Here is a 16,341-nt window from a genome sequence, read left to right on the forward strand (position 1 = left end):
AAAAAAATTTCAAGGCAACAGGAGTCTTAATGAAAACTCAGATATTGATGCCCAAGCTGCAGGTTTCAGGAGTAGACAAATCACAAATAATTGTATTGGAATTTAAGGGTAAGCAAGCTATTTCTGAGTTATATCACTTTAATATTGAGTTTGTGAGTAAAACGTCCATCTCGGCATCGCAAGTCATTAATCAAAAAGCGCAATTAATTTTTGCTAAAAAAGGAGGGGGCACTACTCCATTGAATGGAGAGGTCGTATCCTTTGCGCAGCTTGATGATTTTGATGATTATCATCGATACAAAATTCTGCTGATGCCAAAAGTTCATCGCCTGCAACACATCCGAAAGACTGAGGTGTTCCTTGATAAGTCCGTTCCTCAGGTTATTAAAAAAAAATTAAATGATAATGGAATTACTCAAGTAGAATTGGATTTAATAACCGAGCACAAACCTAAAGAGTTTATTTTTCAATACAATGAGATAGATTGGAATTTTATTACGCGCTGGATGGAATTTGAAGGCTTGTTTTACTATTTTAGTCAGGATGAAAATGGCGAAAAACTGGTAATTACTGATAACAATTCAACTCTGAAAAACAATCAGGATATCAATGAGATTTATTATCAGTCTTATAAAATGGGCAGTGAGTCTAGTTCTACTGCAAATTTGGTTTATAATTTTGAGTTGACTACGGAGACCCTCCCCAAGCAAGTCATAGTAAAGTCCTATTATTATGAACAATCTTCAAAACCCTATACCTCTAAAATGAAAATTGATGAAACCGGCCACGGGGACGTCATGTTTTGGGCTGAAAATATTAAAAGTAGCAAAGAGAATCAGCAGCTCGCAAAATACATTAGTGAGAGTTATAAGTGTAAAAAGGAAATTTTAAGCGGTATTTCTTCTGGTTCGCTCATCATTCCGGGAACCATAATTAATCACAAAAATTTTAAAATATCCTCGCTAAATACCTCCATGCTCATTATTGAAAGTACTTACAGCGGCTCGCAAAAAAACTCTTATGCATCCCTTCATTCAGGAGAGGAACATTCCCCTGCGGACCACTTTAAATGCGAATATCGGGCAATTAATAAATCAACAGCCTACAGGCGCCCTATCCAGAATAACATTCCTCGTATTCCCGGGATGTTACCGGGTTTTATCGATCATGAGGGTGATGATAATCAGGTACAAATTAATAAAAAAGGATTGTATAAATTCCGCATAGCCATTAGTGAGGATAAACCAGGAAAAGGGTCGGGGTGGGTGCGAAAAATGGAGTCCTATCTTGGCGATCGCTATTCCTTTGCTTTGCCCCTTCGTAAAGGGGATGAGGTTTTAATCGGCTTCCAATTTGGTAATCCCGATCTACCCATTATAGTCGGTTCAGTTAATAACTCGACGCATCGTAGTGTTCTGACCTCTCAAAATCAAAATTATATGGGGCTGTATACCAAAGAACACAATATGTTTTTTATGAACGAACAGGAAGGTGAAACTCAAGGCATTCAATGTTCAACACCTAACAAAAATACTATGTTAACCTTGGGTACGGATGATATATTTAAGTCCCAATTAGACGCAGGTTATTTTCTTACTACAGACGGCAATGTGTATGAGCGTATTGGGAAAAGTCGTATTACCAATATATCGGATAATAGAGTACTTAGTATTGATGGCAATGAGACTAAAGAGGTTTGGGGTATTTCTGATTTTGCCTGTAAGCAAGCTGCTTATTACTCTTATTTGGGGGCTCACTCCGTATCTGTTTCGGGATTGGATTTCATGTCTAGGATGGGGGCCTCGATCACTGCTACATCCGGTTTTCAAGTCAATTTAACCAGCGGCTGGCGCTATGACGAAGATAAATCAACGAGTTTGAAAACAGCCCCGGTTATTTTGCAGGAGGCTGAAACATCCATTTCACTCAAAGTAGGCACTTCGGCAATTATCATCACTGAGGCTGGAATTACTATTGATGCACCAACTCTTGAAATTACCTCGCCCAGTATCACTATGTCTACTATGAGTATGAATGTTGCTCCGGGCAATGTGAATATCGCCGGTGTCGTCGCTGCGGGGAATCTGGTAGAACTGGGGCCTGGAGTGGCGGATGAAGCAATTGCAGCTGCAGAAATAGCTAATGTAATTGGTGAAGCCGAACTCGTTGCTGCCAGCGGCAGCATGGCCATAGTAAAAGCGGCCGCAAACGCGGCATGGGTATCAGTAAGCGACGCCACCAGTGAAGTACTGTCTAACGCGAATAAAATCCTGTTTGAACCTGTAATGACCAAAGCAGGATCTCTTATAATAAAAGCAGATGAATACCACATATTACATCCGGGGCTTGAACTTCCCCTCCATTTTAATAATGAGGAAGGAGGCTCTGAACTTCAAAGCACTTTGGCAGAGGCGCGAAAGGAGGCCGAAGAGGGTATATAAGAAAATTAGACGCCATTTTTCTTTTTTACTATGATCAAGAGAGAACAATTAATTTCATAATTATAAAAATTTATGCTAGCTTGTTACTATTACAGGATTTATAAATTATATTTGTAGTGCACAACCTGTTTATAAGGAATATAAAAATGACTAACAAGGAACAATCTGTTGCGCCAAAAGAACGGATTAATATTGTCTATAAAGCACTGATCGACGGAGTTGAGGAGGAGATTGAGCTTCCTTTACGCCAGCTGGTACTTGGAGAGTTCTTCAACGCTCCAACTAATATTCCTTTAGAAAAACGTCAAACAGTTAACGTCAATAAAGATAATTTTAATCAGGTATTAAAAGAACACAATATTAAATTATCTATTCGTATACCTAATCGTCTAAGTAAAAATAAAGATGAGACGATGAGTGTTGATTTGAAATTTGAAACAATGAGAGATTTTGATCCTGACGGGATCTTGCATCAGGTTCCGCAATTACAGAAATTGTTTGAAGTAAGGGAAGCCTTAAAGTCTCTTAAGGGGCCGTTAGGAAATATTCCAGAGTTTCGACGCAGATTGGACGCTATTGTTAAAGACTCCACGGCACGCGAAGAGCTGATTAAAGAAATGAAAGAAAAAAAATAAACAGAATAAATAGGATAGAATCGCGGAATCAAGGAGACTCCCATGGCTGATGCAAAGAAGACGGTTGAAACCCCACATGCTAAAAAGCTATTTGCCGGAACCAATCTCACTAACGATGAGGAGCAATTTGGCCTGACCCAAAAGGGTCTTATTGCATTTATAGATAATATTGTCGAAAGTAAACGCACTGAAGAAACGGTGACCCCTTCTTTAGTAGATGACATTATTGCACGTCTGGACAGGCAGTTATCTGCACAGATGGATGAGATTCTTCATTGTCCGGAATTTCAAAAGCTCGAATCGGCATGGCGAAGTCTGAAATATTTAGTGGATAAAACTGACTTTCGCGAAAATAGCTTGGTTGAGTTCATCAATGTATCAAAAGAAGAACTTTTTGACGACTTTATTGATGCTCCTGAAATTCCCAAGTCAGGCTTATTCAAGCAAGTATATACTACTGAATACGGACAATTTGGGGGCCGACCCTATGGCAGTATCATTGCCAATTATACTTTTGGACCAAGTTATAAAGATGTGACCTTGCTTCGTAATATAGCTGCTGTTTGCGCCATGGCTCATGTACCCTTTATTGCCGCAGCGGGTCCTGAGTTTTTCAACATCAAATCGTTGACAGATATGCCCCATTTGAATGACATTGAAGCGATCTTTGAAAGCCCTGTTTATATTTCCTGGCATAGCTTACGTGAATCCGAAGATGCGCGATATATTGGTTTAGTCTTGCCTCGTTTTATGCTGCGTATGCCTTATGGTGAAAATACTTATGGTGTGCGGTCATTCAATTATGAGGAAGATGTTAGCTCAAGTGAGAATGCCTTTTTATGGGGTAATAGTGCTTTTGCCTTTGCTGGCTGTTTATCCGAGAGCTTTGCCAGATATCGTTGGTGCGTCAATATTATTGGCCCACAAGGAGGCGGTGCAGTTGAAAATTTACCCTCTTATTTTTTTGATGCGTTGAATGATATTCAAACTAAAATTCCCACTGAATTGTTAATTTCAGAACGACGTGAATACGAGCTATCCGAACAAGGATTTATTCCTCTCACCATGCGAAAAGGCTCAGATAATGCAGCGTTCTTCTCAGCTAATTCAATCCAAAAATCAAAGCATTTTCCAGATACTCCAGAAGGAAAGGAAGCTCAAACCAATTATAAATTGGGAACCCAATTCCCTTACATGTTTATTATTTGCAGACTTGCTCATTATTTGAAAGTGATGCAACGTGAAAAAATTGGTCTGGCCAAAGAGCGCGATGACATAGAGCGTGAATTGAACACCTGGATTAATTCCTATGTGGTTGATATGGATAACCCAGTTCCTGAAGTCAGAGCAAAAAAACCTTTAAGGTATGCCAAAGTTTCTGTCGAGAATGTTCCGGGTGAGCCAGGGTGGTATAAGTGCGTATTAATTGTTCGGCCTCATTTCAAATTTATGGGGGCTTATATCACATTACAATTAACTGGCAGTCTAGATCTTACTAAAGGAGAATAAAAGTGGCTTCAAAAGAAAATGAAGGAAACCACCCAACTATATTGCCTATGCTTCCAGATGGCGATATTGCCCGTACCCAGTATAAATTGATGGCAAAGATTACAACCCAGGCATCAGGTTTGGTGAAAGGAAGCAGTACGGTAAAAGGATATGAAGGATGGGTATCCCTGCTGGATTTTAAACAACGAGTAACAAGAGCCTTTGATGCACAGGATCAATTAATTGGCGTTCCAGATTGTAAATACTTCCGTTTGACCGGGTTATGGGATCAGGCAGGGGTTGTGCCTCACACACAAAGCATTTTTACTGGGGAAAATATAAATTCTGCGGTGATTCATTGTCTTCGTTCTGGGGCTCAAGGTGAGGTTGAAGTGGCGGTTGAAATCACTTTAGAAGATGCCAAGGTATTGGAAATAGACTATGCCTATTCGCATCCTGCGGGGCCTTTGTTTATTGTGGATATGCGTCCTACAGTTTATAAAGTGATGGATAAGAAAAATAATCAAGAGTTTGGCTGGAACCTGACTAAATTGATGAGGGTTGGTTGATGCATGAGGAACGTCTGACCGAGCGAATCCGTCGTTATGCTCGTCATGGTTCTCCTTTATCAACAAAATTGGATTCCTCAGTATTAATTGAGTCGATTCGCAGTCATATTGAAAAAATCTTATCAACGAGGCAGGGCAGCGTAAAAATTGATAAAGATTATGGATTATCTGAATTAACAGCTCTTGTTGAAGATTATTCGTTTGCTTATCAAGAGGAGCTGAGAAATCACATCCAGGAAACCATTCTTCGTTATGAACCACGTCTGGATTCTATTGAGGTGTCTGAAATCCATATAAATTCAGGTAATCAAACCATTACCTGCAGTATTCTGGCGCAATTAAATAAATCATTTGAGAGTATTAAGGTTTATTTTACTACGGTTTTAACAAGTAAAGGCCGGGTACTCGTTAAGTTATAAATACTCTGAAGTCAAGGCAGAGGCATGATAATTGATTACTATCAAAATGAACTGAATAAAATAAGAAAATTAGCCAGAGAATATGCTGAGCAATATCCGGCAATCGCCCCATTATTAAGAGAGCAGAGCACTGATCCTGATGTGGAGCGTTTGTTGGAAGGGGTCGCCTTTCTAACGAGCCAGGTTCAGATGGTGATTGATGAAAAATTACCTGAGATGGTCGATGACTTAACCCAGCTGTTTTTTTCTCAATATTCAAAACCCATACCCAGTACCTCGGTGATCCAGTTCATTCCCAAGGATAATCTGGGCGAGGCGCTGTTCATTTCCAAAGGAACGGAACTAGCCTCGATTCCTATTAATGAAATTAAATGCCAATTTCGTACGACTATCCCCATCACCGTAGAACCGGTGGTTATTTCCAGTATTGATTTTCAGGATTCCGTAAGTGGCATTAGCCAGATTGAAATCAATTGCCGGCTTTGTGGTATTACGTTAGGTAATTGGCAGGCTTCTTCACTACGATTTTTTATTAATCAAAATTGGCAAGAGGCCAGCAATACCTTTTATTTACTGCAACGATATGTCAGTAGAATTACTGTTGAGGCAACGGGAGCCGATAAATTAGTTTTATCACCTGACCATTTACAACCATGTGCTTTTGATAATGAAGAGACTTTATATCCTGAGCCTTCCAATATTCATCATCCACATAGAGTTTTATATGAATATATTAATCAACCTTATAAATTTTTATTTCTACGTTTAACCGGGTTAGAAAAGTGGCAAAAAAATACTGATGAGCTTGATTTTAAAATCACCTTTGAATTAAAAGAAGTACCGAAATGGGTGTCCAATCTGGATGATTTTCAATTGGTATTGAATGCAGTACCTATAATTAACTTGTTTGATCATCATGCAGAACCTATTTTCCTAAATCATAAACAGCCGGATTATCGAATTGTTCCTAACAATGATTTTGATGAAAATTATTCGGTATATGAAGTGAAGAAGGTTACTGGGTATCGCCAGCAGGAAAGGAAACGTATCGAATACGATCATTTATTGAATTTCAACCAGGAGTTGAGTCTTAATTATAAATATACCTATCATCAACGTCCTTCAGTCACTGGGCCTGGTCGAACTACTCATATTAGTTTTTATTATGATTTTGATAATGAGTTGCCGGTCGATGAAACGATATCCGTCGAATTGGTTTGTAGTAACGGCCCGCTAACCAGGTTGTTGGATAAAGATGATATTACTTTGCCTACTGACAGTTCCCCTGAGAATTTAACTTATACTAATCTTATTCCACCTTCATCTTTTTTAATTCCGGTTTACGATCAGAGTCTGATCTGGAATTTTCAATCCTTGTTAGCCCTTAATTTGCTTCAGTTATTAGATAAAAACCATCTGCGGCATGTTTTTAATCTGTATATTTATGAAAAAGGTGAAAATTATCAGCTTAATATGAGCCGGATAAAAGGCATTGAAAGTATTATTGTTGATAAAGCGCGCCGTCTTTATTACGGCGAAATGATCGCGGGATCCCATATTACTTTGATTTGTGATCCGGATTGCTTTAGATGTATTGGGGATATGTATTTATTTGGTTGCGTGATGGATGTTTTTTTTGGCTTAAATGCACCAATTAATACCTTCACTCTATTACATTTGGAAAATGCAAGAACTAAAGAGGTATGGAAATGGTTACCGCGGCTGAACAACCCGAGCTTAGCATCTTAGATAAATTATTAACGCAACCCAAAAGCTTTAATTTTTATCAAGCCATTCGCTTAATTGGCCATCTATTAAAATATGAAGAAAAAAAAGGATTAAAAGGAACTTTATCCATCATTCCTTTATTAAGTTTAGCCTTTCCAGATGCGGATATTCGGGATATCAAACGGGACGAGGATAATCGCTTTACGTTAACGGCTACTTTTTTTAGTTTGTACGGAACAACCTCTCCGTTGCCTACTTTCTACACGGAACAATTAATCCAGGATGACGACTTTGATTCGGATGAAGTCAAATGTCTGTTGGATATTTTTCATAAACGTTTGTACAGCTTATTATTTAACGCCTGGTCTAAAAACAGGATATTTGAACAGTTTGCTGAATATGATGATGATCTTTATAAAGATGCTCTCTATGGGTTTATAGGATTAGCTGTTAAAGAGGTGCGTGAAAAAATACCCAATCACCGCTATTTATTGCGTTATGCTACTCACTGGGTATCTGATACCAAATCCATTTGGAGTTTAAAAAAATTTTTAACTGATTATTTCAAAGTACCTTTTAATGTATTTTCTTTTTTTCCTGCCATCCAAGATATACCGCAAGAACAATATTGTCTTTTGGGCGAGGCGAATCATCATTTAAGTGAAACTGCTTACTTAGGCAGCCAGTTTAAATCCAACAGTAACAGCTTATTGATTTCTATAGGCCCTTTAAATGCTGATGTATTCCCCTCATTTTTAGCTAATACAGAACACATCAACCGATTAAAATTGTTATTGCAATTATATATAAAGGAGCCTTTTTCCTATTTCATTGAAGTGATTCTTGATAAAGGTTCCTTTAAACCCATACGGTTGGCTTGTGAAATGACCAGTACCTTGGGGGTTGCAAGTTGGTTGGCACCTCAAAAGGATATTGATATGTTCAAAGTTCGCTATTGGTTAAAATAAGTGAAGCAATCAGGCTTAGTGGCTCCGTCATCCCGAGGAGTTTGCGACAAGGGGATCTCCTGAAATAGGCATGAGCTACATTTGGGAGATCCTTCGCTTCGCTTTGGATGACGTTTCTTACGCCAACTTATTGTTTTCCATATGCATTCTGATACCATGATAAGATTAGGTTTATTCTAAAAGGTTGCTGCTCATCAGAGCCTTTATATTAGGGATAATAAAAATAAATAGAATGTTGAAAATAATATTTTATCTCATCTTGCTAATTTTGGTTGGGTGTGGCGGAAAGAATAAAGAGCCCCAATTAGCAAGCAGCTATCAAGATAATGCAATCCTTATTCGGGCGCAGGCCAGCAAGGACTTGAATCAATACGACCATCGAAAACATACTTTAAAACTGGGCATAATACAGATAGAGAAAGTAGAAGACATCCAAAATCAGATTATTACCTCGGAAGGGATTAGCGAATTACTGGATGGGGATACCGAGGCGGATGGCTCATCGCCAAAAAATAGTAAAGTACATTTACAAACCTTTTTTGTTGCACCAGGAACGACCCAAACCTTCACTATGGCCCGGATGGCAGGTGCCAAAACTATTGTAGTTATTGCGGGGTATTATAATCTAACCCCTGCAGGAGTAGTGCGTATTTATGAAATACCGGTGTTTAAGAATTGGAAACCTATTACTTTTTGGGAAGAAACGCGTCGCATGGGACGAATTGCTATTTTTCTGGATCTAGGAGCACAGGCAATTAATTATACTGAAACCACTTCAAAAGTGACAAAACCATTGCCAAAAACAAAGAATCTTGTGACCTATAAATAATTGTTAGGGTAAATAAATATGATTTGGAATACGCCGATTGATTGGGAACATGGTCTTTTTTTGCAGCCCCAACATTTTCAATATACTGAACTGAATCAGCATTATATTCATTCTCAATTTTTGCGTTATGTAACTCCCTTTTTTTGGGGATTTACCGAGCTGGTTATTAACGAAAAATCATTAAAGAGCGGCGTTTTTGATGTAGAAAAAATGGCGTTTTTTTTACCTAGTGGCGAATTTATAGAAGTGGATGTTAATGCCAAATTTTTACCTCGTTCGTTTATTGCTGACTGGCCAGTGAATGCTAATTCGCTAAAAGTATATATAGGGGTGAAACAGCTTTCGAAAAATGTAGGTAATGTCACCGTTGTTGATGATATGGAAAAATTAGCGGGGGTAAGCACTCGCTATATCAGTTGGAATGCTGGAGATGAATTACCTGACTATTATCACCAGGGTGCCCAGGCTCACCTGCGCTCCTTATATTATGTGGTCAAGTTGTTTTGGGAAAGTGAAATTGAAAATACTCATAATTATTCCATTATCCAAGCCGCCGAACTCAAACGGATTAATAATGAAATATTTTTTGAATCCAGTTTTTATCCTTCCTGTGTCAGCATCGTAGCCCATAAAAATTTACATGAATTAATGAATCAAATACTGAATGATTTAGTGAAGGTAACGAGTAAGTTAGAACAATTCAAACAACCCATCGACTCTTACAGCTCCCAAATTGATAATAGCAATTTTGGACGGTTATTTTCATTACGCTCATTATTACGCAACGTTCCTTTTATGAAACATTTACTCAGCGCGAAAGACATTCATCCCTGGCAAATATATGGCCTCTTGCAACAAATCATTGGTGAATTAAGTTTTTATTCAACAGATGTTAATTTTTTTGAAGGAGGCATTGGGAGCATTTCGGCGTTGCCTGTCTATGATCATAGTGATTTGAGTAAAAGTTTTAATTTAATTGCCTCAATGATGACCAAACTATTATTCACTATTATGGCTGATCCTGATCGAATCCGCCGTCTGGTTAAAGAAAAAAATCATTATTTTGCTGATCTGGGAACTCATTTTATCCAACAAGGCCGAAATTATTTCCTGGTTATTTATGCCCAAAATGATCAAGAAGAAATTGCCGAAATGATAAAAGATTTTGGTAAATTATGTTCTTATACCGAGATCGAAAATTATATTGATTTTGCCTTACCAGGTGCCCCTGTTTCCAGACTGCTTTCCGCTCCGGATGGAGTGCCTAAAGGAGCTAATTGCCTTTATTATAAAATTGACCATAAATCATCGATGTGGTCCAAAGTAGAGAGGGAATGCAAAGTTGCATTTTACGTTGGAAAAGCTCCCGTAGATATAATAATCGATATCGTAGCGGTAGGAGGATAAAGTGACTCTTCAAGCTCTCTTTTATGATCTATTTAAGTACGTATGGGACTTAAAGGGTAATGAGTTCGCCTCGGTCACTTATAGTGACTTTCGGGGGCGGGTAGTCTCTTTAATTACCACCATTAAACTTAAAGGGCGTGAGGTAGATCAGGATAATTTGAATTCTGCTTTATTTGCTGTTTGTGCCTGGATTGATGAATTAGTGCAAAAATCCCCATGGGTCGGCGTTGCTGAGTGGCAAGATAAGTTGTTACAGGCTGAGTATTTTAATACAACTGCTGCCGGGGAAGAGTTTTTTAGTCGTCTGAGTAAGATTCCGAGTAAACAAGAAGATCTGGTGAGAATTTACTATCGCTGTTTGGTTTTAGGTTTTAAGGGCGTGTATCATAAACCGGTGGATAAGCCCGATTTGCTTAAATATAAAAATTTTGCGCTGGAGCAGTTGAGTGACGGGTTTAATATGGCGCATTATCCATCGGAGTTTATTGCGTTTCCTTTAGCTTATAAGAATGACGCTTTAAAGATTATTCCTTCAAATATAAATCAACGAAAAAGTTTGTTATGGTGGTTGTTACCAATACCGGTCATCTTAATAATTTATTTCTTTTTTTATTTTGTAATTAATAGCACTGTTACTAATTATTTACAGTTAATTAAATAAATACTAGAGAGGCAAAATGGGACGACTAGGACATATCATTTTTTGGATCGTGATTGTCGCTATTTTGGGCGTTTACGCTGCCTTTATAACGTTTAATCGAGATTATCCTATTTGGATAGGCATATTGATTTTTCTCGCATTGATTCTGGCTTTTTTAATATTTGACGGCATTACCTGGGCTATCAGAAGGTGGTATAAAAAGAGAAAGAATGTAAAGGCGCTGGCGGCTGGTGAAAAGATTGAAACCGCTGGTTTATATTTAACCTTAAATAATGCTCTTGACTATATCCAGACAAATCACATCGCAGGTGGTACAAAACGTTTTTGGCAAATGCCATGGATTATTTTTTTTGGTAAAACGACTATTCTTATTTCTAATGGCTTGAAGCTCCATACTCATTTTATGGTGGGCGATGCTGAGGATGAAGCACTGCAACGCAACCAGGTTTATGTACTGGATAATTTTGCAATATGGTGTGTTGATAGTGAGTTGCTCGAAGCAAATACCTCAAAAACAGTAGAAAAACAATGGCTTGATTTTCTTAAACACATTAAAAGTCAAAATAAAATAAAGCCGCCGATTGATCAGATCGTCATTGAGCTGCCAGCTTCCCGACTTTTAAATGGCGATAAATCAGATATAGCTTTTAACGCTCGTACATTGAAAGACAGGGTGGATCAGGTCAGTCAGTTAACTGGCTATCGTCAGCAAGTATTATTCTGTATTACCCAATGCAATAATTTAGCGGGCTTCCAAGAATATGTTGAACTATTGCCTGAGAATTTATTGACTCAGGCAATAGGATATATCGTTGCCGACCCCTTAAAACAGTCAACATCCACCGAGCCACTTAACTATATAAGTAACCGTGCTGATAAAGTGATAGATATTGTTTTATTGGAGAACGAAAAACCAATTAATGCGGAAGTATTTAATTTTCCCTTGGCATTGAATGAGTTAAAAGAGAATTACTCTCGCTTCACCAGCGTGTTTTTTGCTTCTTCAGCCTATACGGAACCCTCCGTTTTGCATGGCGTATTTTTGTTGGGTGAATATACTCGCAATGGAAAAGAAGATAGTGTTTTTTATTACGATTTTATTGATCAAATCCAACTTTCATTAATCCGACCGATGTCGTTATTAAGTTCTGAAATCAAGCAAAGAGATAAGCGAGCGTGGGAGTATCTGGGGATTTGGTATCTGGCTACTGCCGTTGCAGCAGGCTATCTGATTTATGTTTATAATGCGACCTCCAATCGTCTGATTGAGTTAATCAAGCCCTTGCCCAAAAAAGAAGTATTCTCCGATCAATTTGAGCAAAATTTATTGCAGTTTAGTGATTACCATACGGTGATGAATCAACTCGATGCCTTTAAGAGCCAATTGCAAATTAAAGTATTGCCCTATAAAGGGGGCTTGGAACGACTGTATGCTTACTACAGCAAACAATACATTATTAACTTTAAAAAACACATTTTGAATCTTCTTGATAATCGAATGGTACAAATGTTTCACAGAGGAGGTCTTACTGATACCGAACAAGCCTATTTAGTGCAGAATATGGTGAGTCGGATCAATTTACTCCAGGCAAAAGTAACCAGTAGGGCCAATAGCGACACGATAATGCAAATGCCCAGCCCACGTATTAACTATTTGGGTTATAACAAACTGCCTGATCGCGTTCTGAATACTTTTGGCTTGTTGTATAAAGATTATGTGATTTGGAATCCCAATTTAGAGGAGTTGCGAGGCGAGTCAGGCAAATTGATTTTATGGCTTGATCAATCAGGTATCTTAGCCTCTGATTTGCATTGGCTCGTTCAGTGGGGAAATACCCAAGAGGATGCATCAGAAATTGGATTGAATAGTTTCTGGATAGGCTCTAATGTCATTAGAGAGTATGTCATTGCCCCTGCCTATACTACTGAAGGGATAGCAGCAATTCAGTCATTGATCATTCAAATTGAATATGCTTTACCGGTTTATATGGATATAAGCCGGCAAAAAAATAATTTTATGCTTTGGTTTGCTGAGGCACGCCTGGGAGAGTGGAAGCGTTTTTCCCTTAATTTCTATAAGGGTACTAAAACCTTGGCCTTTCAATACGAATGGGATCAAACCTTCGATGACATGCTGCAATCCAGCAGTCCCTATAATGGCTTGTTACATCAATTGGCGTCCGAATTTCAGAATAAACTACCCTTAACGCCCCCTCATTGGGTTCAGCTCGTTCAGCAATTCTCCGATTTGATGGTTTACAGCCATGACAGCGATAATGGAATAGAGTTTAAACAACTTTCTAATCTGGTTTCTGATTGGATGAATAAGCTTAAAGAAAGGCCTTCTCAGTGGGACGGCGGAGGCATAAATCCCTATAAGAGACCTCCATCTGTCGCCAATAAATTGAATTTTAATGCCCAAGTCAATGCAGTAAAAGCGTATATGCGATATAGAGATTTGCTAAAGAAACTCTATAAAGAGCCTTATGTCCAATCCATTAAAGCCTATACCAACGCCAAGAACTTGTATGCAAGTCAAATTGAGGCAGACAGGCAATCGTCCAAAGTGATGCAGGCTTACCAGGCTTTAGTTGATATGAGACGAGCTCTTGATCATTATGATCAATTGGATGGTTCCAATCCTTTTTGGATGCTGATGCGTGGCCCTTTAGACTATTACATAGATTATACCAATCGCTTTGCGTCCTGTTACATCCAACAGAAATGGCTGGATGAAGTGTATCTTAAAACCACTTCTTTAAGTGGCATTGAATTAAATCAGACTCTATTTGGTAAAGGAGGGTTGGTTTGGATTTTTAATGATAAATACACTTTACCTTTCATCAAGCAGATAGGGGACAACTTTGTCCCCAGATTTGTTCTAAATCATGAGTTTCCCTTCAAAAGTCAGTATTATCGATTATTACTGTCCGGTACAAGAATGAATGGTGATTTAGAAGCATTAAGTCATCTAAAGCAAAAACCGGAGGAACGTCCACCGGTCAATTTGACTATTCACGCGCAACCGACGAATCTTGATGTAAAAGCAACGGCGCTTCCGTATAAAACAATTTTGCGCGTTAAGTGCAAAGAGAAAGAGTATGTTTTAGAAAACTATAATTATCCCTCTCACCAAAGAATTACTAATTGGCAATTAGAGAGTTGCGGACCAACCGACATTTCTCTTTATTTCCCGGGCGCCACCTTAGTGATGGAGTATCCTGGAAATGAAGGGTTTTTACGATTTTTACAAGCGTTTGATGGAGGGATAAAAGAGTTCCATCCCAGTCAGTTTCCAGATCATATAAAGTATTTAAGAGCTCATAACATTGATAGCATACGGCTTACTTATAAGGTAACTGGGGGCCATGACATTGTTTGGCAAATTGGCAAGTACTTTGCTGCCCTAAGAGAAAATGAGTTGGCTGAAAAAAATCTGTCGCGAGTGATTAAAGTTCCAAGAGCGATAACTGAATGTTGGGCTCAAGGCGAATATGATGTCTAAACTTGATGCTATTAGTGCCCTTGGCGCAAAACCATTATCAGGTTCCAATCAGGCGGGGCAGGAATGTTATGAGCTGCCTGAATATATAGCTTTACATACTGAAATTCAAAAATTATCGAGAGTGGGGCAATCTTCAAGTGTTAATTGGACAACGATTATTGAAAACTCAGTTACCTTGTTAACCAATCATACTAAAGACATCCAAATTGCATCATATTTATCTTATAGTTTGTTTCGCCAATATCGGTTTCAGGGATTGGCGGTCGGGTTAAAATTTCTTGTGGATTTTATTCGAAATTTTTGGGATGTAGCTTATCCTCAAGGGCGTGAAAAAGTAAAAATTGAATTTCTAAACTGGTATGCTGCACAATCTATTAACTATTTAATGCAAATCCAATTAATTAAAGAAGACGGCGAGTTTCAAAAATCCATACTCAATTCGATTAAAAAACTGGAAAATGAACTATTAGCTCATGGAGCAAATATTGATTTTTTTTCGAGTTTAAGAAAAAAAATAGAATTAATTGAGGCCTTTTCAAATCTTCCTGAACCTGAAAAAACAGAAGAAAAGCAATCAGCCAAGCTGAATGAGACAACGCAGTATCCATCTAAAGAATCAAAAATAAATTTGGAATCCGCATTATTGATTTTAACCCAATCGGCGCGGGAATTAATGGGCAAAGAGCCATCCAATGCCTATTCTTATTATTTAAATCGCATTGCGGCCTGGAGCGGTATAGAAGAAGCTCCGTTGAGTGAAGACGGGGTAACTTTAGTCAAATCGCCAGAGTATTTCAATCACGAGCGGATAAAAAAAGCTCAGGAAGCGGGTTACCCTACAGAACTTGCTGCAATTGCAGAGGAAATGATCCCCCAAGAACCCTTTTGGCTGGATTTACATTTTATTAGCCTTAATGCCTTAAGAAAACTGGATGGTTCATTTAATCCGGTAATCGAAATGATAAAACGTGAGTTTGTTAATTTTCTGGCTCGATTTCCATCTATTGAACAATTGAAATTTAGCGACGGGGTGCCTTTTCTAAGTGAACAATATAAAGAGCAGTTTGCCACTTTTTCAAAAGAGAAACTGCCAAATCTTGCAAGTCACATTACTGCATTATCGGCGATTGAACAAAAACAATTAAAACAAATGAAAGAAGTTCTTACTGAGAAGAATCAGCGTGGAGATCTTGCATCACTGGAGTTATTGAACAAGAACTCCATTAGTGGGAAGGTAAAGCTGTTGTCTTATATGGCAATCTGCGATTCATTGCTTAACCGTAATGAACAAGTCGTTTTAAAGCCTAATCTTACTTTTATTATTGAATTGGTTGAGCGCCATCAATTAATCACTTGGGAGCCCAGCCTGGCCTTAGAAGCACTTATTTTGGTTTATCGGTGCATGAAATTTTTAAAGAATAATATCCCTCCCCATCAAATGGAGCACGTTTTTTCTTTAATCACTCAAATTGATATGAAGACAGCAATAGAATTGTCTCAATTGCAATAAATCGGTATCCGTATCCTATGGACCGGGTAACCAACTACCTCTACCCCTTAATAGTGCTAAGACAGACAACTAACTTTCTTCCATGCGGCTCGAAAGGCTTCGAGATAGCGCTAAAGTGCCCTCATTGTCATTAGAAAAACGCCATCCCGAGCGTAGCGTGGGATCTACTCGATAGCGGGAG

The 16,341-nt window shown here is 38.4% G+C and carries 12 protein-coding genes; all 12 read left to right on the top strand.

Annotated features, from left to right (window positions below):
• The first annotated feature begins 29 nt into the window (after positions 1-29).
• The gene (locus tag LOX96_RS12460) at positions 30-2,441 is read left to right on the top strand and encodes a type VI secretion system Vgr family protein (RefSeq protein ID WP_250422765.1); all 2,412 of its coding nucleotides are present in this window, start codon (positions 30-32) and stop codon (positions 2,439-2,441) included.
• Positions 2,442-2,587: 146 nt separating this feature from the next.
• Complete coding sequence (gene tssB / locus LOX96_RS12465; protein ID WP_250422763.1) at positions 2,588-3,076, top strand: type VI secretion system contractile sheath small subunit; 489 nt, start codon at positions 2,588-2,590, stop codon at positions 3,074-3,076.
• 42 nt (positions 3,077-3,118) lie between these two features.
• On the top strand, positions 3,119-4,585 hold the full coding sequence (tssC, locus tag LOX96_RS12470; protein ID WP_250422761.1) for a type VI secretion system contractile sheath large subunit: 1,467 nt from the start codon (positions 3,119-3,121) through the stop codon (positions 4,583-4,585).
• A 2-nt stretch (positions 4,586-4,587) separates the two neighbouring features.
• Positions 4,588-5,133, top strand: a complete 546-nt coding sequence (locus LOX96_RS12475) for a type VI secretion system tube protein Hcp (protein WP_250422759.1) — start codon at positions 4,588-4,590, stop codon at positions 5,131-5,133.
• Complete coding sequence (gene tssE, locus LOX96_RS12480) at positions 5,133-5,552, top strand: type VI secretion system baseplate subunit TssE (protein ID WP_250422756.1); 420 nt, start codon at positions 5,133-5,135, stop codon at positions 5,550-5,552. The genes LOX96_RS12475 and tssE overlap by 1 nt, the downstream gene beginning before the upstream one ends.
• Positions 5,553-5,576: 24 nt before the next feature.
• A complete protein-coding gene (gene tssF / locus LOX96_RS12485; RefSeq protein WP_250422754.1) occupies positions 5,577-7,301 on the top strand; it encodes a type VI secretion system baseplate subunit TssF in 1,725 nt (574 codons plus the stop codon).
• Positions 7,262-8,248, top strand: coding sequence for a type VI secretion system baseplate subunit TssG (tssG, locus tag LOX96_RS12490; RefSeq protein WP_250422752.1), 987 nt, complete (start codon positions 7,262-7,264; stop codon positions 8,246-8,248). Before tssF ends, tssG begins: the two co-directional genes overlap by 40 nt.
• A gap of 232 nt (positions 8,249-8,480) precedes the next feature.
• On the top strand, positions 8,481-9,077 hold the full coding sequence (locus LOX96_RS12495) for a type VI secretion lipoprotein TssJ (RefSeq protein WP_250422750.1): 597 nt from the start codon (positions 8,481-8,483) through the stop codon (positions 9,075-9,077).
• An 18-nt stretch (positions 9,078-9,095) separates the two neighbouring features.
• Positions 9,096-10,484 (top strand): type VI secretion system baseplate subunit TssK, encoded by a 1,389-nt coding sequence (gene tssK / locus LOX96_RS12500; protein WP_250422748.1) that lies wholly within the window; start codon positions 9,096-9,098, stop codon positions 10,482-10,484.
• 1 nt (position 10,485) lies between these two features.
• On the top strand, positions 10,486-11,145 hold the full coding sequence (locus LOX96_RS12505) for a DotU family type IV/VI secretion system protein (protein WP_250422746.1): 660 nt from the start codon (positions 10,486-10,488) through the stop codon (positions 11,143-11,145).
• Positions 11,146-11,161: 16 nt separating this feature from the next.
• Positions 11,162-14,650, top strand: a complete 3,489-nt coding sequence (locus LOX96_RS12510) for a type VI secretion protein IcmF/TssM N-terminal domain-containing protein (protein WP_250422744.1) — start codon at positions 11,162-11,164, stop codon at positions 14,648-14,650.
• Positions 14,643-16,160, top strand: a complete 1,518-nt coding sequence (locus LOX96_RS12515) for a TssA family type VI secretion system protein (protein ID WP_250456372.1) — start codon at positions 14,643-14,645, stop codon at positions 16,158-16,160. The genes LOX96_RS12510 and LOX96_RS12515 overlap by 8 nt, the downstream gene beginning before the upstream one ends.
• Positions 16,161-16,341 lie beyond the last annotated feature (181 nt).

This window comes from Legionella maioricensis (assembly GCF_023618015.1).
Lineage (GTDB): Bacteria > Pseudomonadota > Gammaproteobacteria > Legionellales > Legionellaceae > Legionella > Legionella maioricensis.